This is a genomic window from Streptomyces sp. NPDC032126, from assembly GCF_055580085.1.
The window spans coordinates 175,875-197,415 of the sequence record NZ_JBVIMA010000008.1; the positions used below are offsets into that span (position 1 = coordinate 175,875).

Here is a 21,541-nt window from a genome sequence, read left to right on the forward strand (position 1 = left end):
CATCACAGCCGCCTGTCGGACAGTCCATGATCGGCTCGGTCTCCGGCCTGAGGGGCACGACACCTCACCAGGACTCTTCCCCGCTGCTCCCGGCCGACAGAGCTTCTGGTGGAGGGTCCACGGCCCATCAGCTGCTCAGGCTGGAGCGTGCTCAGGCGGCCCGCTCCACAATGGGCGGCTGGCGAGCAGACCGCCGCTGGCATGCGCACGGGGGAAAAATCCGCGACGGTTGTCGCGGGCCGTGTCAGGGTGTGGGCGTGGCAAAGCTCGAGATGACGGATGTGTTGGCGACCGGACGTCGCGGTAGGGGTGGGAGTCTCTACGCATATCGGGTGCGCGGGATCGATCGCAGCGCGGTAGTTCTGTGGATCGGCGGCGAGGGCGACGAACCAGATCAGGTGGTCGCCCTGCCGGAAGCCGATCGCTGTCAGGTGCCGGTGTTCGTGACGGTTCGGCAGGCACGGGTCTTTGCGAGCCGACGGGGGCGGAAGCCGGCCACTTCAGAGGCCAACACGCTGGAACTCACCCGTGTCCAGCATTGGTTGGAGGACCCGATGCGCCGGCGCATCCCTTCGGATGCGGTGCTGGAAGCGTGGAACTTCTTCGAGGATCTGGCCCGCGGACTCGGCGAGGCCCACCGACTGCCTCAGCAGAGCGCGGTACACAACAGCGCCTACGAGAAGCTGTTCGGAGGCGAGTGCGCCGCATGGACTCCCCAGGAGCACCACGCGGTACTGGAACTGATCACGGCCGGGGTGGACCTGTGGAACTCCTGCCCAGTGATCGCAAATCCCCGTTCAGCCGGGAACCGTGGTTCGTCAGACGAGTAGGCCTAGAGCGGAATACGGCTGGGTTGCGAGTCGGCGACGGACCGTTCGGAAGGGTCGATTCCGGGCGATCGTTGAGCCATGATCGAACATGCCGACGAGCAGCCCTCCGGCGGAGAGAGTGCCCTCACCGCAGGGTGTCTCCTGCTCCTGGTACTGGTGGCGGACGTGGCGGCCGCGCTGCTGGTCATCATCGTGCTCACCGTCCGTGGACTGGGTCGGATGGGCGCCGATTCCGAGCAGGCGGCGACTGGCGCACCGCCCGTGGATTGGGCGCCAGTGCTGGCTTTCGGCGCTCTGGCCCTGGCGGTCGGCATAACGGCCGTCGTGCTGCTGCGGATCGGGCACCGGGTGATCGGGGCGGTGCAACTGACGCTCTGCGTCTTCCTGACAGTCCACGCGCTGGGATCCTGGCCCTGACCGAGCCGTATTCACAGACATTTGCGGCACCTTGGGATGGAGGGCTCCGACACAGGGACTGAGGTTCGCATCGCGCGAGGGGCGCGGCCGCTCCCGTCGCCGGGCAGGTCGTCGGGGCCGACGCGGGAACCGGGGCATGGGGGCGTAGGACAAGGACAGGGCGGTGGGCCGGGAAGTCTCGGTAGCCACACCCCGCACGCTGTTGGGACATTACGCCGCCGACACGGGCCGAGCGGCGGCCACCGTGGTGAGGGACAGGTCGCAGCCAGCCGCGAGAGGCCGGACGCACGGGCTCCGCGGTGACAGGGACCCGCGTTCGCGCCACCCAGGGGCAGGCGCAAGGCGGCGACACCCGGCCACGTGTCGCCCCTCTCGACCATGGCTACTTTCCGTAGCACGTGAGGTTGGACACCGTCTACCGCGACTTCGGCACCGGGTACGTGCCGCACTGGCACGCCGACATCATCGACCCGGAGTCCTTCTATCTCCTCCCGCCCCGGCACACGCTGCTGGTGGCGGTGGACGAGCGGGACGGGGCCGTGGCCGCGACGGGCGCCCTCGACGCGCGCGGGCCGGCGCATCCGCCGAATCCGGAGTGGCTGGCCGCGCGGTATCCCTCGGGCGAGACCGCCCAGTTGCGGCGGGTGTACGTGCGCCCGGAGCACTGTCGGCGCGGGCTGGCCCGGCGACTGGTGAGCGGGCTTCTCGACTTCGCGCGGGCCGACGGCGGCTACCGGGCCGTATATCTGCACACATATCCGCACTCCCCCGGCGCGATGGGGCTGTGGCAGACGCTCGGCAAGGTCGTCTGCGACGAGCGGGAGGAGGCGTCCGGCGGGGGCAGCGGCGTCGTGCACTTCGAGGCCCCACTTCACTAATTGAAAATGATATTCATATGATGTTGACGCCACGCCGCGCCCACTGAACGCCCCGGCACGACAGAACGAGGACCATGAGATCTCCCCGCCCACGCCTGATAGCCAGCCTGCTGCTTCCCCCTCTGCTCGCCCCTCTCCTCTCCGGCTGCTTCTCCTCCCCCGGCGACGACACCTCCTCGGACTCCTCGGGCTCCTCGGGCCCCGGCTCCGGCGGGCGCCTGAGGGTCGCGCTCGCCTTCGCGCCGACGGAGAACTACTCCCCCTACGGCCAGGACGCCTTCGACCTCTCCAAGCTCGGGGTCGCCGAGGGACTGACCCGGCTCGACGCCAACGGCACCGCGGTGCCGGCGCTGGCCGAGTCGTGGAGCAGCGAACAAGGCGGCAGAAGTTGGGTGTTCACCTTGCGGGACGCCAAGTTCCAGGACGGCAGCGCCGTCACCGCCCCGGCCGTCGCGGCCGCACTCACCCACGCCGCCAAGGCCGACCCGGCGCCCGCCGCGCTCTCCGGTGTGAAGCTGACCGCCCAGGCCGTCGGCGACGACCGGGTCAAGGTCGCCACCGCGACCGCCGACCCCGTCCTCCCCCTGCGGCTGACCAACCCCAGCCTCGCCGTCTTCTCCCCCAAGGCATACGGCAAGGACGGCAAAGTCAACACCGTCGGCACCGCCACCGGCCCCTTCGAACTCACCAAGGTCACCGGGGACACATCGGCCACCCTGGACCGCTTCGACGACTACTGGGGCGGCCGTGCCCAAGTGTCCGGCATCGACGCCAAGTTCGTCTCCGACGGCACCGCCCGCGCCAACGCCGTGCGCACCGGAGACGTGGACATCGCGGAGGCGATCCCCGTCGCCCAGATCACCTCCCTGAAGAAGGCGACCGTCCACGAGGTCAACACCGCGCGGAACACCAGCCTGTACCTCAACACCCAGGCGGGCGTCTTCAAGGACGCCGGCCTGCGAGCCGCCGCCCGTGCGGCCATCGACACCTCCACCGTCGCCACGGGCGTGTTCGAGGGATACGCCGAGCCCGCCCAGGGCCTCTACGGTCCCGCCCTGACCTGGGCCTCCGGCAAGCGGATCGAGCCGACCGGCCGGGCGAAGGCCACCAGCCCCCAGGGCCGGAGCATCACCATCGCCACCTACGACGACCGGCCCGAACTGCCCGAGACCGCCCAGGTGCTCCAACAACAGCTGGAAAAGGCCGGCTTCACGGTCAAGCTGGAAGTACGCACCTACGCACGACTCGAAAGCGACCTGCTGGCCAAGAAGTTCGACGCGGCCGTGGTCTCCCGCAACATGATGCTCGACACCGGCGACCCGGTCACCGTCCTCGCCAGCGACTACACCTGCGGCGGCTCCTACAACCTGTCCTTCCTGTGCGACAAGGACGTGGACCGGCTGGTCGCCACCGCCGGGGCCGAGGCCGACCCAGGCAGGCGGCAGGACGCCGCGATGAAGGCCGAGGCCGCGATCCTCGGCACCGACGCGGTGATCCCGCTCGCGCACCTGAAGGGCGTCACGGGCATCGGGACGTCCGTCGAGGGAGCCCTTCTCGACCCCTACGAGCGGGGGCTCGTCGGCGCCGGGACCCGGCACTGAGCGCGCCCACGGCCCGGCTCGCCGCCGCCCTGCGCACGCTCGCGCGGGGCGGCGTCCCCACGCTGCTGTGGCGGACGGTGCTGACGGCCGCTCTCCTCTGCGCGATCGGTCTGCTGCCCTGGTTCTCGCGCACCGATCCCGCGTCGACCGTACTCAAGGCGCGCTCCGCCGAACGCGACCCCGCCCCCGAGACCCTGCGGGCCATCCGGGAGCAACTCGGCCTGGACGAAGGCCCATTGCACCTGCTCGGGCAGTGGCTGGGCGGGCTGCTGCGCGGGGACGCGGGCCGGTCCTGGGTGTCGGACACCGAGGTGCTGCCCACCGTCGCGCAGGCGCTCGGGGCGTCCCTGCTGCTGATGGCCGGGGCCGTCGTCGTCGCCGTGCTGACCGCCGGAGCCGTGTGCGCCCGTACCCTCCGGCTGGGCTCGCGGCGCCGCCTCGGCGGGCGCGGGCAGGGCGGCACCGGTTCGGCCGTCCTGGCCGCGCTGCCCGAGTTCCTCGTCGCCTCCCTGCTGGCATCCGTCATCGGAGTCCACCTCGCATGGCTGCCCGCGCTCGGCTGGTACGGCCCGCAGTGGATGATCCTTCCCTCCCTCGCCCTCGGCCTGCCCGCGGGAGCGGTCCTCGGACGGATGCTCGACGACCTGCTGCCCGCCGCCTTCGCCGAGCCCTGGGCGCTCGCCACCGCCGCCCGCGGGGTGCCGCCGCACTCCGTGGCCCGGCAGGCGCTGCGCCGCTGCGTGCCCGGACTGCTGCCCAACCTGGGCCTGTTCGTGGTCGGCCTCACCGGCGGGTCGGTCGCCGTCGAGCAGATCTTCGACATCCCCGGCCTCGGCCGACTCACCCTGCGCGCCGCCCTCGCCCAGGACCTGCCCGTCCTCCAGACCGGCACCCTCGCCCTTGTCGCTCTCGCGGCACTGGCGGCCTTGCTGGCCCGGCTCGGCGTACGACGGCTGATCGGGCCCGCGCTGCGCGACGGCGCCTTGCACTCCCTGCACCGGCCGACCCCGCCCGCACCCAGCGTCGTACCCATCGTCTACGGGCTGCTGCTCGGCGCGGTCATCGCCCTCGGCCTGCCCCGTGACCCGCTCGCGCTGGACACCACCGCTCGTCTCCAACCCCCTTCCGCCGCACATCCGTTCGGCACCGACGCCCTCGGTCGTGACGTGCTCGCGCGGGTCGCGCACGGGGCCGTGACCACGCTCGGCACCGCCCTCGCGGTGAGCGCCGCCGCCCTGCTGACCGGAGTGCTGCTGGGCCTGCTGCCCCGGCTGTCCGGGCCGCTGGTCGACACCGTCAACGCCATACCCCCCGTGCTGGCCGCGCTCCTGGTCACCGGCGTCGCGGGCAGCGGGCCATGGACCCCGGCCCTCGCCGTGGCCGTTGTGGCCTGGTCGCCACTGGCCACCCATGCCGCCGCCCTGCTGCGGCAGGAACGCGCCACCCTGCACCTGACCGCGACCCGCGCACTCGGCGCCGGACCCTGGTACCTGCTCGGGCACGAACTGCTCCCCGCGATTCTCCCGCCCGTCGTCCGGCACGCCCTGCTCCGCCTTCCCGGCATCGCCCTGAGCCTGGCCGCGCTGGGCTTCCTCGGCCTGGGTGCCCAGCCGCCGTCCCCCGAGTGGGGCCTGCTGCTCGCCGAGAACCAGCCCTACGTCGAGCGCGCCCCCTGGGCCGTCCTCGCCCCTGCCGCCGTCCTCGCCCTGCTCGGCGCGCTGGCCGTCACTGCGGCAGCCGGAGCACGCTTCCCCCGGCGCGGGCGGACACCCTCACCGCCACCCGCCCCGTCCGACGCACCGCAGCGAACACCCGCACCCGGGCAACCGCGGCCCGCCAGGCGGCCCATAGCACTCACCACCACCCCCACGGACACCACATGACAGAACCCGCCACCTACAGCCCCACACACCCGGCCACCCCCACCGAGAAACGCCCGCGCGGGCACACCTGGAGACACCTCTCCCCGCTCCTGCGCCTGCTGATCCTGACCCAACTGGCCTTCAACATCGGCTTCTACGCCGTGCTGCCCTTCCTCGCCGAGCACCTCGGCACCGCCGTCGGCATGGCGGGCTGGCTGGTGGGGTTCGTCCTGGGCCTGCGCACCTTCAGCCAGCAGGGACTGTTCGTGGTCGGCGGCTGGCTGGTCGACCGGCACGGCGTACGCCCGGTCGTCCTTGCCGGCTGTGCGTTGCGGATCGCCGGGTTCGCCTGGCTGGGGTACGCGCGGGCTCCCTGGGCCGTGATCTGCTCGGTGCTGCTCATCGGCTTCGCCGCCGCGCTGTTCTCCCCCGCGGTGGAGTCCGAGGTGGCCCGGCAGGCGGTGGTGTGGGAGGAGAGCGGCCACGGCCCCCGTACCCGGGTACTGGCCCTGTTCTCCGCCGCCGGGCAGGCCGGAGCCTTCGTCGGCCCCCTGCTCGGCGGTCTGCTGCTCGCCGCGGACTTCCGCACGGCGTGCCTCGCCGGAGCCGGGGTCTTCGTGCTCGTCCTCGCGGGACACGCGTGGCTGATGCCCCAGCACATCCCCGGCCGTACGCGGGCACGGAACCCGGGCGGTTTCCGCGAACTGCTGCGCAACCGCGCCTTCCTCGCCCTGTGTTGCGCCTACGGCAGCTACCTGCTCGCCTACAACCAGCTCTACCTCGCCCTCCCGGACGAGGTGGAACGGGCCACCGGCTCCCAGACGGCCCTGTCCTGGCTGTTCGCCCTGTCCTCCCTGCTGGTCGTGGTCGCCCAGCTCCCGTTCACCCGCTGGGCGGGCGACCGGCTCGACCTGCGACGCTCCATGACCGGCGGGCTGCTCCTGGTCGCGGCCGGGTTCGTGGTCGTGGCGGCGGCGCGCCCGGCGGGCTGGACCGGCCTCACCGGCCTTCTGCCGGCCGCCGGGTACGTCGTCCTGCTCACCGTCGGCCAGATGCTCCTCGTACCCGCCGCCCGCGCCTGGGTACCCGACCTCGCCGAGGAGGGACGCATCGGCCTCTACACCGGTGCCCTCTCCTCCGTCTCCGGCCTGATCGTCCTCGCCGGCAGCTCGGCCACCGGCTCCCTCCTCGACCTCGCCCTGCCACCCGCCGTGCCCTGGCTGGTCCTGGCCGCCGTACCGGCCCTGGCGGTCACGCTGTTGCCACGCCCGCATCGGCGACCGTCACCGACCGCCCGCCGCTGCTGAGCAGGGAATCAGGGGAGGCGGCTGCGCGCGGGCTGGGTCAGGCTGCCAGTCGGGCGAGGGCCAGCGCGTGTGCGTGGTCCAGGGAGTCAGCGGCGGCGCAAGGGACGTCCGGCTGCACGCCGGTGCCCTCCCAGTTCGTGCCGGAGACGGGGTTCACGGCACGGCCCATGGGGATGGTGACCTCCACATGCGGGTGCACCGTCCAGCCCTTGCACGGATGTGCGCCGCCACGGGTGCGCTCGCCGACGACCACGGCGCGACCCAGCTGCTGCAAGTCGTAGGCCAGCTCCTCGGCGGCGGAGAAGGTGCTGTCGCTGGACAACACGTACAACGGCTTGCTGCCACCGAAACGGGCGCCGGGAACGTGGGGCTGGCTCCAGGACTGCTCGCGGCGCTCGCCGTCGCGCCAGTGCATCGTGTTGAGGTGGGTGCGCTGGTCCAGGAGGTAACTGCAGACGAAGGCGACCGTGTCGGGGTCGCCGCCCCGGTTGGCGCGGAGGTCCACGATCAGTGCCTGGGCGCGGGAGGCCAGGGTGAGTGCGGCGCCCAGCGGTTCGGCGGCCCACTCCAGCGGAAACAGCATCGGCGCCAGCTCCAGCACGGCGACACCTCCGTCGAGCAGTTCCACCCGGGGCGCACCACCCAGTGAGGTGTCGAAGTCCCGGCGCATGGCAGCCAAGGTGGCCGCCCCCTGCTCGGACGGCACCGGGTCGGGGTGGTGCTTCAGCCGCAGGTGTCGGTCGCCGTTGACGGACTGCAGGTCCGCGGTGACCAGCCGGGCGAGCTCCTCGGCGTCGTCGACGTCATAGGCGCCTGCGGCGAGGCGTCGGTGCAGCAGGGCGGCGACCTGCTCGGCTATCTCGGGAAAGACGTAATGCTCGGTCAGCAGCCCGGCGGTCTCGTCGATGACCGTGGCAGGCAGAAGCTCCGTAAGTGTCGTCATGGCAGGTAGTAGAGCACTGTCTCTGTTGGAACCGCCGGAAAATTTAGGCACTTTGGCCACGCCCGATACGCCTTCCGACCTGCCGTCCGGCCGACCGAGCGGTTGCCGACCCATGCCCGCGTTGTCAGCGGCAGCCCATAAGGTGCGCCCGACATCTCCAAGGAAGGAACGCCGTGGGATTCTCGGGTCACCTTGTCTTTGCTCGCAGCAGCCGCCCCCTGCTGGAAGCTCCCGTGTTCGACAGCCTCAATGAGGAGCTCAAGGCCACCGTACGTCCATGGGAGTCACGGTCGGGCGGCTGGCAGACGCTCCAGATCGATTTCGGAACATGGGACGACGAGGACCTGCCCGCCCTGGTGGAGTGGAGCAGGGCACCGGCTTGCGTCGCCGACGTCTCCGACAGTTCCCTTGCTCTCGTCACCGGGCTGGACACCAACGGACAGCGCTGGCAGGCATGGCTCAACCTGGACATCGCCGCCAGGCATCTGGCCGAGGAGCCCGAAGACCTCGAAGATCAACTGCTGTGGCTGGACACACCGGAGTTCCACGAAGCCGTCAGGCACAAGCGCGCCGAGCTCGATGCCGAGGTGCCCACCGACGCCATGGGTGCCGTTGCCTGGGCCATAGCCGCCGGCATCTCCGCCACGCCGCGGACAGCCAGAATCGAGGATCTGCTTCGCTCACACGAAACCTTCGTCGAAGACCTCTTCACCGCGCTGATCGATCAGTTGGGCTTTCCCTCAGCCCGCTGAACTCTCACCGGTGCGATCTGCCAGGCGGCCGGAGCCAGATCCGCCGGGCGTACCGCGCGGGCCAGGAGGACCAGCCCGCCGGTCAGTCGACGCCTTCGATGATGCGGAAGTCGCGCTGGAAGCCGTCGGGGAGGGCCACCAGTGCCTTCTGGTATGCCTCGCTCTCGTATGCCGCGACCGCCTGTTCAAAGCTGTCGAACTCGATCAGGACGACGCGTTCCGTGATTCCGGCTTCGTGGGCGACGACCCGATAACCGCCACGGGACAGCACGCGCCCGCCGGCGGCCCGGACAGCCGGCCTCGCCAGCTCGCCGTAGGCAGTCAGCATCTCAGGGTCGGAGATGTCGGGGTAGACACTGACCCAGTAGCCCTTGGCCATGGAAGCCTCCTGTGTTCGGCCGGACATGTCGGCCGTCGTATGGACACTCGGATTGCTCGATCCCGACAACGGCCCGGGAGGTCGAGGTCCTCCAAGGTCTCCGTCGAGGTCATGACTTGATCATTGCCGTTCAAGCCGGCTCCGACCATGGCGGAAAGGTCAGCCTCCGATACATTCTCGCCATGCGCGTCCACCATGCCGCCCCCGGTACTCCTGGCGACCGCGATCCAGCCGGTCGCACCGCCGAACCCGAAAGCGCGAGGCGCCCAGAACCGGGGCCTGGCGCCCACAAGGTGGTCGTCCTCGCACTCGACGGGATCTACCCCTTCGAACTCGGCATACCTCAACACGTCCTGGGCTCCGCCGGTGGCCGCTACGAGGTGGTGACCGCGGGCGTGGACGGGAAGCCCGTGCGCACCGTCTCGGACCTGACCGTCATCCCCGGGCACGGCCCTGAGGTGCTGGCCGAGGCGGACACCGTGATCGTTCCCGGGTACGCGATCACCACCCAGGCCTCGGCCGCCGCCACGAACGCGAAGGCCCTGGAGGCGCTTTCCAGCGTCCGGCCCGGCACCCGTCTGGTGTCGATCTGCAGCGGTGCCTTCCTGCTGGCCGGCGCCGGATTCCTCGATGGGCGTCGGGCCACCACCCACTGGGCGCTCAGCGACCGCTTCCGGGAACTGTTCCCCCGGGTCCAGCTCGACGCCGGCGTTCTTTTCGTCGACCACGGTGACGTGTTGACCTCGGCGGGGGCGGCCAGCGGCTTCGACGTTTGCCTGCACCTGCTGCGCCAGGACCACGGCAGCGAGGTCGCCAACCAGGTCGCCCGCTACTGCGTCATGCCGCCGTACCGGGACGGCGGGCAGGCCCAGTACATCGAGCGGCCCCTGCCGCCGACGGGCGCGACCGGTACCGGGCCGACCCGCGAGTGGGCATTGCAGCGACTTGAACTTCCGCTGTCGCTCAGCGAGTTGGCCGCGCACGCGGCGATGAGCACCCGTACCTTCGCGCGGCGCTTCAAGGAGGAGACCGGTGTGAGTCCCGGCCGCTGGCTGACCTCGCAGCGGCTGCGTCGGGCCCGGCACCTGCTGGAGTCCAGCGATCTGTCGGTGGAACGCGTCGCCCACGAGGTTGGATTCGCCACCGCCACCTCGCTGCGGCGGCACCTCGCGGCGGAGGCCGGAGTCGCCCCGTCGGCGTACCGTCGCACCTTCCGTGCCCCGGATCAGGCCGCCGGCGACGCGGGCTCCGCTCCCGCCTAGCCACGACGCACCACGCTTCCATCGCCGTAGGCGATCGTCGGGCCGCGCTTCCCAGGGCTGTGGTGGTGATGTCAGTGGGCTGAAGTACTGTTCCGGCCGACCGCACACCGTCTGGGAGGACCAAGAGAATTGACTGGCCTGTCTGCTTTCCCGCTGCCCTTTCACGCGTCCCGTACCGTGTCGTTCGCGACGCCCCGAACGCTGCGAGAACTTCAGATGATGCAGTGCAGCGCCCAGATCCGGGCGAAGCCGGGATGGTTCGAGAAGATGAAGGATGCCGACATCGTCGCCCGGTGGACGCGGGAAGCTCTCGCCCAGGGCCTCACCGAGGCGCAGGTCCGTTACGTGCTGGCCGAACTCGCGCATTACGCCGAGCTGCGGGACGCCCACACCGGCGTCGAGGTGTCCGCCGTCGACGGGGTGTGGCAGTCGGACACGCTCATCGAGGACCAGCTCAACTCCCGCCTGCGCGAAGCGGTCCGCGTCCTCGAAGAGGTTCCGGAAGAAGAACTCGACTGGCATCCCGGTTCCGACGGCCAGGTCCTGGATCTGGTTCATCCCTCACTGTTCTGCTTGGTGAGAGAGGCGAGTGGCGCGCCGGAGGAGGCCTGGCACAACCCGACGGACCGCTACTCGCGCTACGAGTTCTCGGAGCGATTCCAGTGGCTGCCCACGGACGTCGACGTCCATGCGGACGGCGATATCACCTTCAGCTCGTACGTCAACAACGTCCACCCCGAGAAGCATCGCGAACTGGCCGCCGTACTACCGGAGTTGTTCGCGCGCCTGCGACCGCTGCTGGAGAACGTGCTCACCGATCTGCGCCATCCGCGCCCCCTGCGGATCGAGGCCGATCCTTACGGGTGGTACGACTCGCAGCCGCAGTATCCGGACAAGTCTGACTTCAGTGACGACGAGGCCTACACGGAAGCCGTCAGTGCGTGGGAGGAGGCCCAGGACGACTGGTGGGAGAACCGCCGCCCGGTCGTCCCGGACGCCCCCGCCTTCACCGCGCCGGAGATACCCGACGATTTCGCCAGGGTCGACCTGCGTGGCCGCCGTCTGCAGGTCATCGTCAAGCTCGCCACGATTCATCTCACCCCGGACAAGCCCGAGTACCCCGGCGGTTCCTGGCACGTCGAGGGGATGCTGAACGAGCGGATCGTCTCGACCGGCATCTACTACTGGGACAGCGAGAACATCACCGAGAGCCGGCTGAGTTTCCGGGCGGCACTCGACGACCCGCACTACGAACAGAACGACGACAACGGTCTGCGTGAGGTCTACGGCCTTCAGGACGAAGACGCCCTGAACCAGGTCCTGGGCTCGACGTCGACCCCGGCGGGCCGCTGCCTGGCGTTCCCGAACATCCTGCAGCATCGCGTCGGCTCGTTCCGCCTCGACGACCCCACCCGCCCGGGACATCGCAAGATCCTGGCTTTCTTCCTGGTCGACCCGTCGGAGAGGATCGTCTCGACCTCCGATGTGCCACCGCAGCAACCGTGGGCCGACACCTCGACCATGACGCTGGAACAGGCCCGGCTCTACCGCGAACAGCTCATGCAGGAACGCAAGTTCTTCGTCGACGAACACAACGAGCAGCTCTACGAACGGGAATTCTCCCTCTGCGAGCACTGAACCCGTTCACCTGAACACGGTGTCAGTGGCGGTACGCGGCTGCCGCGGTCTCGATGAAGGATCGGATCAACGGGTTGGTGTCGCCCTCGTTGCACACCGCCACCACTCGGCTCGGCGCCATGTCGATCAGCGGTACCACGACCAGCTCCGGGGGCAGGTCGTGCCCGAGTGGGGCCAGGCCGACCGTGCCGTTCCACAGAACGGCTTGCAGGCATTCCTGGACGGCCCGCACCACCGGGCCCTCGCGTGGCCTGCCGCCGTTCCAGTACGACTGCCAGAGGGGATCGGTGCCCTGCGGGAACTGGAACCAGCGGCGGTCGCTCAGGTCGGCCAGGCGCAGCCGGTCGCGGTGGGCCAACGGATCATCGGCGCGCAGGACGACGCCGACGGGATCGCTCCGCAGTGCACGCACCGTCAGGGCGGTCTCGTCGAACGGCGCTCGGGTCAAGGCGACGTCGACCTGTCCGGCGCGCAGCCCGCACGTCGGGTCGGTCAGATCGGTGTCGCGGACGCGGATGTCGATGGCGGGGTGGCGTCGACGGTAGGCGGCGGCCAGCCTGGTCATCCCCGGGTCGGTGCCGTCCCCCAGGATGCCGACGGTGATGGTCATGACGCCGGCCGCCGCGCTGACCGCCGTATGGACGCGATCGGCATGATCGAGGAGGCCCCGCGCCTCGTCGAGCAGCACCCTGCCCACCGGAGTGAGGGTGACGCCGGCGGACGAGCGGGCGAACAGCGGGGCCCCGACTTCGACCTCCAGCTGCTTGATCGCCCGGCTCAGCGGCGGCTGACTCATGTGCAGTCGGGTGGCGGCCCTGCCGAAGTGGAGTTCCTCGGCGACCGCCACGAAGTAGCGCAAGGTCCGTAGCTCCACGCTGCAAAGATACCCACGGGGTATCGGAGCTACGGAATGGGTCTTGGACATCGGCACGGGCCCGGCGGTGCACTCGTGGGCATGACCGAAGAAGACAGGACCAGCGGACCACAGGCCGACCCCGCCGTATCGGTGGTGAAACCCGGCGACGGCGAGACGATCGTTCTGGGCACCACGCGCATGCGCGTTCTGGAGGACGGCAGCCACACCGGGCATCGTCTGGCGATCGCCGAGTCCGTCCTCGCACCGCACACTCAGGGACCGCCGCAGCACCGCCACGCCCGACACGACGAGGGCTTCTACATCCTCTCCGGCACCGTGCGGTTCACCGTCGGGGACGAGGAGCACGACGCCACCGCGGGCACGCTCGTGATGGTGCCACCCGGTACCCCGCACACCTTCGCCAACCTGACCGCCCAACAGGCCGTCATGCTCAGCACGTTCACCCCGGACCTGTACGTGCAGTACTTCCGAGACCTCCAGGACGTGCTCGCCGACGGCCGGCCGCTGACGCCACAGGCCAACATCGACGCGATGAGCCGCTACGCGACCGAGCCCGCGATCGACCTCACCTGAAGCCGGTAGCGCCATGAACATCGCCTATGGGATCGTCGCGGGGCTTCTCGCCCTCTTCTACTTCTACGCGGGCGCCATGAAGGTGATCCGCAGCCGCGATCAACTCCGGCCGATGATGGCCTGGGTCGACCGCCTGCCGTTGCCCGCCGTAAGGGCGCTGGGGACGGTCGAGATACTCGGCGCGGCCGGGCTGATCCTCCCACCACTGACCGGCATCGCGCCCTGGCTGGCGCCGGCCGCCGCCGTCGGCTTCGTCCTCCTGCAGATCGGTGCGGTCGCCGTCCACCTGACCGGCGAAGACCGCCGGATCACCCTCAACGCCGGGCTCATCGCGACCGCGGCCGTGGCTGTCTGGCTGGCCGCCGGACTGTGATCCCGAACTCAGCTGCGCCCGGGGGGTTCGATGGACACCCCGGGCAGGGTGCGGGCCAGTGGTGCAGGCAGCCACCAGGCCCATGTGCCGAGCATCTGCATGGCTGCGGGGACGACGAGGCACCGGATGACCACGGCGTCGAGAAGGATGGCGATGGCCAGGCCCAGTCCGAACTGCTGGAGCATGCGGTCGGAGCTGAGGACGAACGCGCCGAAGACGAACATCATGATGGCCGCGGCGGCGGTGATGACCTTGCCGGTGGAGGCAAGCCCTTCGCGTACGGATTGCGAGGAGTCTTCGGTGCGGGTCCATTCCTCGTGGATGCGTGAGATGAGGAAGACCTCGTAGTCCATGGAGAGCCCGAAGACGATCGCGAAGATCAGCGCTGGGATGAAGGCTTCGACGGGCCCCGGCTGTGCGCCGAACCAGCCGTGCTGGAACACCAGGGTGACCACGCCGAGCGCCGCGGAGATGGACAACAGGTTCAGCACGGCCGCCTTGACGGGAATCCAGATGGACCGGAACACCAGCAGGAGCAGGAGCGAGGAAACGCCGACGACAACGGCGACGAACAGGGGCAGCCTGTTCGCGAGTGTCTCGGAGACGTCCTGGGAAGCGGCAGTCGCGCCTCCGACCAGGATCTCGGCTCCTGTGGTGCGCTCCAGGGGCGGGGCCACGTCGTCACGCAGGTGGTGCACGAGGTCCACGGTCCCCTCGTCCTGCGGTGAGCTCGTGGGGTAGACGAAGACGGTCGACAGCTCGCCGTCCTCGGAGGGCATCGCGGGGCCGGCCTGGGCGACACCGTCGGTGGTGGCGAGCTTGGCCCGGACGGTCCTGCCCGCCTCTTGACCGCCCTTCACCACAACGATGAGCGGACCGTTGAAGCCGGGACCGAAGCCCTCGGCGAGCAGGTCGTACGCGTGGCGGGAGGTGGTCTCCTCTGGGTCGTTGGCGGAGTCCGCGAAGCCCAGGCGCATGCCCAGTGCCGGTGCGGACAGCGCCACGAGCGCGATCACGCCGACCAGGAGGGTCGGGAGCGGGCGGCGTTGCACGGCACGCGCCATGGCGCGCCAGCGATCGCCTTCGGTCCTGCCCTTCTCGCTGGTCTTGGCCTGGTGTTCGAGGACATGGCGCTGGATGCGGTCGCCGAACAGGGCCAGCAGTGCGGGCAGCAGCACCAGGGAGGCGGCCATGGTGATCAGGACGGTGATGGCCACCGCGAGGGCGATGCCCTGCAGCGAGCCGAGCCCCAGGGCGGCGAGGCCCAGCAGGGCGACGATGACCGTGCAGCCGGCGAAGAAGACCGTACGGCCGGCGGAGTCGAGGGCCCTTCGGCCGGCCTCCTCGGGCCGGCTGCCGGACAGCAGTTCATGGCGGTAGCGGTAGAAGATCAGCAGGGCGTAGTCGACGCCGACGCCGAGGCCGACGAGCATCAGGATGGGCGGGGTGAAATCGGCGACGGTGAACAGGTGCGAGGCCAGGGCGATCAGGCCGATGGCGCCGCCGACGGCGAACAGGGCGGTGATCAGCGGCAGGGACGCCGCGAGCAGCGAACCGAACAACAACACAAGGATGACCAGGGCGGCCACGATCCCGGCGAGTTCGGCCGTCGGTCCCGCCTTGTCCTCCGCGTTACGCGCGGCCTCACCGCCCACTTCGACCTGGAGATGATCGGTGGCGATGCTCCGCGCGGTATCGATGATCTCGGCGACGTTCCGCTGGGGGACGTCCTCCGTCTTGCCGTCCAACGTGACGGTCGCGTAGGCGATCGTGCCGTCCTTGGACACCGCTGAGGCGTCGGTGAAGGGGCTGCGTACATCGGCGACGCCCGCCATCTGCCGCACCTTGGCCAGCATCGGTTCGACACTGCTCCTGGCGCTCTCGGCGCCGGCGGTGTCCTTGAAGACGATCTCGACGCTGTCGCCCGCCTGATCACTGCCGTGCTTCCTGAACAGGTCGGTGGCCGCCTGGGAATCGGTGCCCGGCAACGAGAAGTCGTTCCGGTACGCGGAGCCGGCCGCGGTGGAGCCCATCGTGATGGCGGCCACGACAGCCATCCAGAGCACGAGGGCGGCCCAGCGATGGCGCTGCGCCCAACCTGCCAGGGCGCCGAACCCTCCCACGGGCGCGGACGTGCCGTCCCGCGGCGGGGGTGGGGCAAAGGGCGCGGCGGAGCCGCGGGGGGAAGACATGATGCCTACCTCGAATTCCAGCGAGTGGTGTTGGGAGTCACCGCCACGCCCACGACCGCGCCGACGAGGGCAGTCCTGATCCGCAGGGGAGCGAGGGACGACGACATGCCGTCGAGCCTGCCCGCGCATCCCGGCGCGGGCGTCGGCCCACGGCTGACAGCCGGCCTGCACCAGCGGCGGCAGACGACCACCGCGCCGTACACCAGCAGTTGTACGCCCCGACTTCCGCGTACTCCTCCAGCACGCACCTGTGAGACAAATGAGGAGATAAAGGCTGGGCACCATCGTGTCGCAGGCAGAATGAAGCAATGCCGCACCTCGACGTCACCCGCCTCCGCCTGCTCACAGGGCAGCGTGCCGACATGGCGCTCGCCGGGGTCGTCCTGGCGCTGGCCGGGGTGGCCGAGGGGCAACGGCTGGGCCCGGACTGGCGCGCCACCCCATCCGTGATCGTGTCCTGGCTCCTTGCGGCAGCGGTGTGCGCGGCGCTGCCGCTACGCCGTCGTCACCCGGTGGCGGTGGGCTGGTTCACGGTGCTCGGCACCGGCCTGTACTACCTGTCGAGCACGGTCGACGGCCCGCTCGTCGTGATCCCCGTAACCGCCCTGTACGCGCTGGCGGCCCGAGGACAAATCCAGGCAGCGGTCGCCATGGCCGCCGTGATGGTCATCGGAGTGGGCACGGGTGCGCCGGCCGGCACCGGTAACGTCAACGGCACGGCGGTCTTCATGCTGACCGGCTGGCTGGTCGCGGTGATGGCGCTCGGCGCGATGCGCCACAGCCGCGTCGCCTACGCCGAGGAGCAGGCCAGACTACGGGCCACCCGGGAACGGCTGCGCATCGCCCGTGAACTGCACGACGTGATCGGCCACACCATGTCGATGATCCACGTGCAGGCGTCCTCCGCCCTGCACCGCATGAACAAGGACCCCGGCCAAGCCCAGGACGCACTGACCGCCATCAAACAGGGCAGCAAGGAGGGCCTACGAGAGCTGCGCGCCACCCTCGGTGTACTGCGGCAGGTCGACGACGGAGCCCCCACCACACCCCCACCAGGGCTGACCAGGATCGACGAGTTGGTCTCCTCAGCGGCCCGGGCGGGCCTTGACGTACGCATCGAGCGGAGCGGAGCCATCTCATCCCTGCCGACAGTGGTGGACCTCGCCGCCTACCGCATCGTCCAGGAGTCACTGACCAACGCCGTCAACCATGGCGGCGCCCAGCACGTCGTCATCCGCCTCCACCACGGTGACCGGGAACTGATGCTCAGTGTCCAGGACGACGGGAAGGGTGCCGCTCTCGCCGGGCATGCTGCCGGCAGCGGGATCGCGGGCATGACAGAACGAGCACGCGCGCTGGGCGGAACGTTGAACACCGGGTCTGGCAGCGCGGGCGGGTTCACCGTCCGGGCCCGGCTACCGTTCGCAGACCACCACGAGCCGATCGGCGGAGCAGTTGATGATCAGGATCCTGCTGGCGGATGACCAGCGCCTCGTGCGCGCCGGGATCCGCGGCATCCTCGACGACGAGGACGACTTCCACGTGGTCGCCGAGGCCGCCGACGGGCATGCCGCGCTCGCGGCCTGTCGCGAACTGCGGCCCGACGTCGTGCTGATGGACATCCGCATGCCCGGTATGGACGGACTGGAAGCCGCTCGTCGCATCACCGGTGACGAGCGACTGGCCGGAGTGAGGGTCGTCATGCTGACGACTTTCGACCTCGACGAGTACGTGTACGGGGCCCTGCGGGCCGGCGCCACGGGCTTCCTCGTCAAGGACACCGAACCGGCAGAACTCCTGCACGCGGTACGCGTCGCCGTGCGGGGCGACGCGCTCATCAGCCCCTCCGTCACCCGTCGGCTCATCGCCGAGTTCGCCAACCGCCCGGACCCCACCCGAAAGCCCGACCAGCGTCTCGACGCACTGACCGGCCGCGAACGCGAAGTCATGCGGCTGATCGCCGCCGGATGCACCAACGACGAAATCGCCGCGCGCTTGGTGGTCTCCCCGCTGACCGCGAAGACCCATGTCAGCCGCATCATGGCCAAACTCGGCGCCCGGGACAGATCCCAAGTCGTGGTCATGGCCTACGAGTACGGCATGGTCAGCCCCGGTTGGCTCACGGACTGAGCGCCCGGCCACCGCCGGCATCCGGCACCGTGTCGTCCGCGCACCGACACGTCGCCCGAAGGCACCGCTACCGGTGGTGGGGCGGGTGCGGTGGCGGGGGCGGGATGGTGGCGATGCCGGGCGCTGTCTCGGGCCAGACCAGTAGGACGGGACAGGGGGCGTGATCGACGATGAAGCGGCTGGCCGGGCCGAGGCTGTGAGGGCCGAGGTGGGTGCGGTCGCCGTCGCGGGCGAGGATGAGGAGGTCGGCTCCTTCGGCGGCGGCGACGACCTCGCGCTCGACGCGGCCGGTGCGTTCCGTCCGGGCGCAGGGGCGGCCCAGGCGCTGCGCGGCGTCGGTGAGGAGTTGGTCGGCGGAGGCCGCCGCGAGGTGTTCGAGGCGGGTGCCGGGGTCGCGTTCGGGGTGGCCCCGGCCGAGCAGACCGGCGAACGCGCCGTGCGCCGCGCCCGGGACGTCGGCCGGGGTGACATGGAACAGGACGATGTCCGCGTCCTCGGGTGCGTGGGTGCGGGCGGCGTCCACGCAGGCGGGCCAGGTGCCCTCGACGATCCAGACCACTACGGCCATGGGTCAGCCTCCTCCGATCGCGGTCAGTGAAACCCACAGTGCCAGTACTCCGGCGCCCAAGCTCGCAGGTACGGCATACAGGCCGAGCCGGGTGAACTCCTTCAGCTCCACCTCGGCGTCGTGGGCGTGCACGATACGCCGCCACAGCAGTGTGGCCAGCGAGCCGGCGTAGGTGAGGTTCGGCCCGATGTTCACCCCGAGGAGCACCGCGAGAACCGCGCCGGCCCCGGAGGGGGCGGTCAGCGGCAGCAGGACCAGCACCGCGGGCAGGTTGTTGATCACGTTCGCCAGTACGGCGGCCAGCGCCGCCAGGCCCAGCAGGGCGGGCAGGTCGGTGCCATCGGGGATCAGGTGTCCGAGGGCCGTGTCGAGGCCGTTGTCCACGACGGCCCGCACCACGATGCCCAGCGCCAGGACGAAGGCGAGGAACGGCACCGTGCCGGCGCGCAGGATGGCGGCGGGGGTGGTGCGGCGCTGCGCCAGGGCGCGGACGGCGAGGACGGCGGCACCCGCGAACGCCGCCCAGGCCGGGTCGATCCCGACCGCTGACGTGACCACGAAGCCGACCAGCGTGCACGCCACGGTGGCCAGGGCGAACACCGGCATCTCACGCGGCTGGACGATGGCCTGGGCGGTCGCCCCGGCGTCCAGGTCGGTGGCGAAGAACCGGCGGAACACGACGTACTCGACGCCGATGGCCACCAGCCAGGGCAGGACCATCAGGGCGGCGAACCGGGTGAAGCTCAGCCCGCTGGCGCTGAACGCCAGCAGGTTGGTCAGGTTGGAGACGGGCAGCAGCAGGGATGCCGTGTTCGACAGGTGGGTGCAGGCGTAGACGTGGGGTCGGGACCGGGCACCGAGCTGGGCGGCGGTGGCGAAGACGACCGGGGTCAGGAGCACGATGGTGGCGTCCAGGCTGAGGACCGCGGTGATCACCGAGGCGAGGACGAACACCTGCGCCAGCAGGCGGCGGGGCCGTCCGGCCGCGGTGCGGGCCATCCACGCGCCGCATGCCTGGAACAGGCCCTCGTCGTCGCACAGCTGGGCCAGGACCAGCACGGCCGCCAGGAAGCCGATCACGGGACCCAGCCGCGCGGCCTCGTCCACCGCGTGGTCCAGGGTGATCGCCCCGGTGGCGATGACGACACCGGCGGCCGGAACGGCGACCACCGCCTCCGGCCAGCCGAACGGGCGGATGACGGCGCATGCCAGCACGACCACGAGCAGAACGACGGACAGGGCCTCCGCCAGCGCAGTACTCACCCCGCCATCTTCCCCGGAACTGCGGCTCGGCGGCCGGGAAGGCCGGCCTCGAAGTCGCCGCGTCGCCGCGGGCCTGGGCCGGTGCCCGCGGATCTCGGGAGGGCTTCTGTGGGGCCATCAGAGCTTCGCGGCAGGGATTCTCACCGCTGTCCGGTGGACGGGAAGCTCTTGGAGCGCGATCACCCGTTCGAGGCGGTGTCGAGGGCGCGGGTGGCCGTCGGGTCAGGCGGTCTGAGGCGCTCGGAACGAGTCGGCGTTGCGCGCGCACCAGTCCGCGAACGTCCGCGGCCTGCGTCCGAGCAGCCGCCGCACGGTGTCCGTGCGGAACCCGGTGGTGTCGCTGCGCATGAGGGTGAAGCCCTCCGTGATGGCGTCGGCGAGTGCCTGGGGCGCCCCGGCGGGGAAGCGGAAGCGTACGACCTCGGCCGGTGTGGCTGCTGCCCGGACCTCGATGTCGTGGCCGATCGTCTCGGAGATGATCCGGACCTGCTCGGTGACGGTGAACGTCTCGTCGCCGGTGAGGACGTACGCCTGGTCCTGGTGGCCGGCTTCGGTAAGGACGAGGGCGGCGACCGCGGCGATGTCCGCGGGGTCGATGGGTGCGTAGCGGCCCGGGCCGACCGGGTCGAGGACGTAGTTCCCCTCGCGGATGGTGGGCAGCCAGTCGAGGGCGTTGGTCATGAAGCCGCCGGGCCGCAGGAAGGTGGCGGGTATGCCGGAGGCGCGGATGATCTGCTCGCGTTCGTGGTGCCAGCGCCCCATGGCCGGTATGGGGTCGAGGGTGACGTGGAACGAGGACAGGTGCACGATGTGGTGGACGCCTGCGGCCTGGGCGGCGGCGATGGCGGCGGCGGTGTGGTCGGTGCCGATGCCCTGGGTGAGTAGGAAGAGTTGGTCGACGCCGGCGAAGGCGGGCGTCAGTGTCGCGGGATCTCCAAGGTCGCCCACGGCGCGCTCGGCGCGCTCGGGCAGTTGTGCGGCGCGGGCCGGGTCGCGGACGAGGAGACGTAACGTCGCACCTCTCGCATCGAGTTCGCGGGTGAGTTCGCGGCCGATGTTCCCGGTGGCTCCGGTGACCAGTATCATCATGTCTCCCCAAAATCGTTTGCCGTCTAGCGAACCTGAGGGAACGTTAGCCGGTGAATGATTAGCCGTCAATCGAGCTGTGTGTGGCTCCGGAAGCCACTCCCGCACTCACCGAAAGGCCGCGATGTCAGAGTTCCTGGACCTGCACGGCAGGACGTCGAAGGTGCTCCGGGCCCTGTCCGACGCGGCCATGCGACGCCACGGGCTGCACGTCGGACAGAACTACCTGCTCGCCGCGCTGTGGGAGCGGGACGGCAGCACGCCCGGCGAACTCGCCGCCGCGCTGAACGTCACGACTCCCACCGTCGTCAAGATGGCCGACCGGATGACCGCGGCCGGCCTGCTCACCCGTCGCCGCGACGACCGGGACAACCGCCTCGTGAGGCTTTGGCTCACCGACGCGGGGCGTGCGTTGCAGAAGCCGGTCGAGGCGGAGCGGCGGTCGATCGAAGAGAAGGTCACCGCGGATCTCACCGCGACCGAACGCGAAGCCCTCTTGAACGCCCTGACGAAGGTCCACCAGGCGGCGAGGGAGCTGCTCAACGAACCCATCGATCACCGCGACTCGGCCGCCACCTGACACGCCCACGTCCCGTGTGGGGCCTTGCCT

Annotated in this window: 21 protein-coding genes; 14 read left to right on the plus strand and 7 right to left on the minus strand. The window is 70.5% G+C overall.

The window, feature by feature from the left end:
- Positions 1-257: 257 nt before the first annotated feature.
- The 6 genes from ACZ5NW_RS28245 to ACZ5NW_RS28270 all read left to right on the plus strand — a co-directional run bounded on the left by ACZ5NW_RS28245 (position 258) and on the right by ACZ5NW_RS28270 (position 6,895).
- Positions 258-830: a hypothetical protein gene (locus tag ACZ5NW_RS28245; RefSeq protein ID WP_468746748.1), complete on the plus strand. Its 573-nt coding sequence runs from the start codon at positions 258-260 to the stop codon at positions 828-830.
- Positions 831-908: 78 nt separating this feature from the next.
- Positions 909-1,247 (plus strand): inner-membrane translocator, encoded by a 339-nt coding sequence (locus tag ACZ5NW_RS28250; RefSeq protein WP_468746749.1) that lies wholly within the window; start codon positions 909-911, stop codon positions 1,245-1,247.
- 398 nt (positions 1,248-1,645) lie between these two features.
- A complete protein-coding gene (locus tag ACZ5NW_RS28255) occupies positions 1,646-2,125 on the plus strand; it encodes a GNAT family N-acetyltransferase (RefSeq protein WP_468746750.1) in 480 nt (159 codons plus the stop codon).
- A gap of 74 nt (positions 2,126-2,199) precedes the next feature.
- The gene (locus ACZ5NW_RS28260; protein WP_468746751.1) at positions 2,200-3,726 is read left to right on the plus strand and encodes an ABC transporter substrate-binding protein; all 1,527 of its coding nucleotides are present in this window, start codon (positions 2,200-2,202) and stop codon (positions 3,724-3,726) included.
- A 77-nt stretch (positions 3,727-3,803) separates the two neighbouring features.
- Positions 3,804-5,609, plus strand: coding sequence for an ABC transporter permease subunit (locus tag ACZ5NW_RS28265; RefSeq protein WP_468746752.1), 1,806 nt, complete (start codon positions 3,804-3,806; stop codon positions 5,607-5,609).
- A complete protein-coding gene (locus ACZ5NW_RS28270; protein WP_468746753.1) occupies positions 5,606-6,895 on the plus strand; it encodes an MDR family MFS transporter in 1,290 nt (429 codons plus the stop codon). The genes ACZ5NW_RS28265 and ACZ5NW_RS28270 overlap by 4 nt, the downstream gene beginning before the upstream one ends.
- Positions 6,896-6,932: 37 nt before the next feature.
- Here ACZ5NW_RS28270 and ACZ5NW_RS28275 read toward each other — a convergent pair whose 3' ends face one another.
- Positions 6,933-7,838, minus strand: a complete 906-nt coding sequence (locus ACZ5NW_RS28275) for a S41 family peptidase (RefSeq protein WP_468746754.1) — start codon at positions 7,836-7,838, stop codon at positions 6,933-6,935.
- A gap of 233 nt (positions 7,839-8,071) precedes the next feature.
- On the opposite strand from ACZ5NW_RS28275, the gene ACZ5NW_RS28280 reads away from it, so the two are divergent.
- A complete protein-coding gene (locus ACZ5NW_RS28280; protein WP_468746755.1) occupies positions 8,072-8,590 on the plus strand; it encodes a hypothetical protein in 519 nt (172 codons plus the stop codon).
- 82 nt (positions 8,591-8,672) lie between these two features.
- On the opposite strand, the gene ACZ5NW_RS28285 is transcribed toward ACZ5NW_RS28280, so the two are convergent.
- Positions 8,673-8,969 carry a DUF1330 domain-containing protein gene (locus ACZ5NW_RS28285; RefSeq protein WP_468746756.1) on the minus strand — a complete coding sequence of 99 codons (297 nt, stop codon included), beginning with the start codon at positions 8,967-8,969 and terminating at the stop codon, positions 8,673-8,675.
- A gap of 119 nt (positions 8,970-9,088) precedes the next feature.
- Here ACZ5NW_RS28285 and ACZ5NW_RS28290 point away from each other — a divergent pair, with 119 nt between their 5' ends.
- Both ACZ5NW_RS28290 and ACZ5NW_RS28295 read left to right on the plus strand, forming a co-directional pair.
- Positions 9,089-10,231 carry a GlxA family transcriptional regulator gene (locus ACZ5NW_RS28290; RefSeq protein WP_468746978.1) on the plus strand — a complete coding sequence of 381 codons (1,143 nt, stop codon included), beginning with the start codon at positions 9,089-9,091 and terminating at the stop codon, positions 10,229-10,231.
- A 129-nt stretch (positions 10,232-10,360) separates the two neighbouring features.
- Positions 10,361-11,869 (plus strand): DUF4246 domain-containing protein, encoded by a 1,509-nt coding sequence (locus ACZ5NW_RS28295; RefSeq protein ID WP_468746757.1) that lies wholly within the window; start codon positions 10,361-10,363, stop codon positions 11,867-11,869.
- Between the two features lie 22 nt (positions 11,870-11,891).
- Here ACZ5NW_RS28295 and ACZ5NW_RS28300 read toward each other — a convergent pair whose 3' ends face one another.
- A complete protein-coding gene (locus ACZ5NW_RS28300; RefSeq protein ID WP_468746758.1) occupies positions 11,892-12,743 on the minus strand; it encodes a LysR family transcriptional regulator in 852 nt (283 codons plus the stop codon).
- 81 nt (positions 12,744-12,824) lie between these two features.
- On the opposite strand from ACZ5NW_RS28300, the gene ACZ5NW_RS28305 reads away from it, so the two are divergent.
- Positions 12,825-13,319, plus strand: a complete 495-nt coding sequence (locus ACZ5NW_RS28305; protein ID WP_468746759.1) for a cupin domain-containing protein — start codon at positions 12,825-12,827, stop codon at positions 13,317-13,319.
- A gap of 13 nt (positions 13,320-13,332) precedes the next feature.
- Entirely contained in the window at positions 13,333-13,692 is a 360-nt protein-coding gene (locus tag ACZ5NW_RS28310) for a DoxX family protein (protein ID WP_468746760.1), read from the plus strand.
- A gap of 8 nt (positions 13,693-13,700) precedes the next feature.
- Here the strand turns inward: ACZ5NW_RS28310 and ACZ5NW_RS28315 are convergent, their stop codons facing one another.
- A complete protein-coding gene (locus ACZ5NW_RS28315; RefSeq protein WP_468746761.1) occupies positions 13,701-15,884 on the minus strand; it encodes an MMPL family transporter in 2,184 nt (727 codons plus the stop codon).
- Between the two features lie 308 nt (positions 15,885-16,192).
- Here ACZ5NW_RS28315 and ACZ5NW_RS28320 point away from each other — a divergent pair, with 308 nt between their 5' ends.
- Together ACZ5NW_RS28320 and ACZ5NW_RS28325 are read left to right on the plus strand one after the other, a co-directional pair.
- A complete protein-coding gene (locus tag ACZ5NW_RS28320) occupies positions 16,193-17,368 on the plus strand; it encodes a sensor histidine kinase (protein ID WP_468746762.1) in 1,176 nt (391 codons plus the stop codon).
- Positions 17,343-18,014 carry a response regulator gene (locus ACZ5NW_RS28325; protein ID WP_468746763.1) on the plus strand — a complete coding sequence of 224 codons (672 nt, stop codon included), beginning with the start codon at positions 17,343-17,345 and terminating at the stop codon, positions 18,012-18,014. Before ACZ5NW_RS28320 ends, ACZ5NW_RS28325 begins: the two co-directional genes overlap by 26 nt.
- 67 nt (positions 18,015-18,081) lie before the next feature.
- Here the strand turns inward: ACZ5NW_RS28325 and ACZ5NW_RS28330 are convergent, their stop codons facing one another.
- From ACZ5NW_RS28330 to ACZ5NW_RS28340, 3 genes are all read right to left on the minus strand, one after another.
- On the minus strand, positions 18,082-18,582 hold the full coding sequence (locus tag ACZ5NW_RS28330; protein WP_468746764.1) for a universal stress protein: 501 nt from the start codon (positions 18,580-18,582) through the stop codon (positions 18,082-18,084).
- A 3-nt stretch (positions 18,583-18,585) separates the two neighbouring features.
- Positions 18,586-19,845, minus strand: coding sequence for an SLC13 family permease (locus ACZ5NW_RS28335; protein ID WP_468746765.1), 1,260 nt, complete (start codon positions 19,843-19,845; stop codon positions 18,586-18,588).
- Between the two features lie 222 nt (positions 19,846-20,067).
- Positions 20,068-20,934: an NAD(P)H-binding protein gene (locus tag ACZ5NW_RS28340; protein ID WP_468746766.1), complete on the minus strand. Its 867-nt coding sequence runs from the start codon at positions 20,932-20,934 to the stop codon at positions 20,068-20,070.
- 121 nt (positions 20,935-21,055) lie between these two features.
- Between ACZ5NW_RS28340 and ACZ5NW_RS28345 the strand changes: the two genes are divergently transcribed.
- A complete protein-coding gene (locus ACZ5NW_RS28345; protein ID WP_468746767.1) occupies positions 21,056-21,511 on the plus strand; it encodes a MarR family winged helix-turn-helix transcriptional regulator in 456 nt (151 codons plus the stop codon).
- The last annotated feature ends 30 nt before the right edge of the window (positions 21,512-21,541 follow it).

What these genes read in the sequence shown, in the direction of transcription:
- ACZ5NW_RS28340 (WP_468746766.1), bottom strand. Translation starts at nt 20,934, where the DNA reads ATGATGATACTGGTCACCGGAGCCACCGGGAACATCGGCCGCGAACTC.
- ACZ5NW_RS28310 (WP_468746760.1), top strand. Translation starts at nt 13,333, where the DNA reads ATGAACATCGCCTATGGGATCGTCGCGGGGCTTCTCGCCCTCTTCTAC.
- ACZ5NW_RS28305 (WP_468746759.1), top strand. Translation starts at nt 12,825, where the DNA reads ATGACCGAAGAAGACAGGACCAGCGGACCACAGGCCGACCCCGCCGTA.
- ACZ5NW_RS28320 (WP_468746762.1), top strand. Translation starts at nt 16,193, where the DNA reads ATGCCGCACCTCGACGTCACCCGCCTCCGCCTGCTCACAGGGCAGCGT.
- ACZ5NW_RS28330 (WP_468746764.1), bottom strand. Translation starts at nt 18,582, where the DNA reads ATGGCCGTAGTGGTCTGGATCGTCGAGGGCACCTGGCCCGCCTGCGTG.
- ACZ5NW_RS28345 (WP_468746767.1), top strand. Translation starts at nt 21,056, where the DNA reads ATGTCAGAGTTCCTGGACCTGCACGGCAGGACGTCGAAGGTGCTCCGG.
- ACZ5NW_RS28270 (WP_468746753.1), top strand. Translation starts at nt 5,606, where the DNA reads ATGACAGAACCCGCCACCTACAGCCCCACACACCCGGCCACCCCCACC.
- ACZ5NW_RS28285 (WP_468746756.1), bottom strand. Translation starts at nt 8,969, where the DNA reads ATGGCCAAGGGCTACTGGGTCAGTGTCTACCCCGACATCTCCGACCCT.
- ACZ5NW_RS28250 (WP_468746749.1), top strand. Translation starts at nt 909, where the DNA reads ATGATCGAACATGCCGACGAGCAGCCCTCCGGCGGAGAGAGTGCCCTC.
- ACZ5NW_RS28315 (WP_468746761.1), bottom strand. Translation starts at nt 15,884, where the DNA reads ATGTCTTCCCCCCGCGGCTCCGCCGCGCCCTTTGCCCCACCCCCGCCG.
- ACZ5NW_RS28260 (WP_468746751.1), top strand. Translation starts at nt 2,200, where the DNA reads ATGAGATCTCCCCGCCCACGCCTGATAGCCAGCCTGCTGCTTCCCCCT.
- ACZ5NW_RS28275 (WP_468746754.1), bottom strand. Translation starts at nt 7,838, where the DNA reads ATGACGACACTTACGGAGCTTCTGCCTGCCACGGTCATCGACGAGACC.
- ACZ5NW_RS28325 (WP_468746763.1), top strand. Translation starts at nt 17,343, where the DNA reads ATGATCAGGATCCTGCTGGCGGATGACCAGCGCCTCGTGCGCGCCGGG.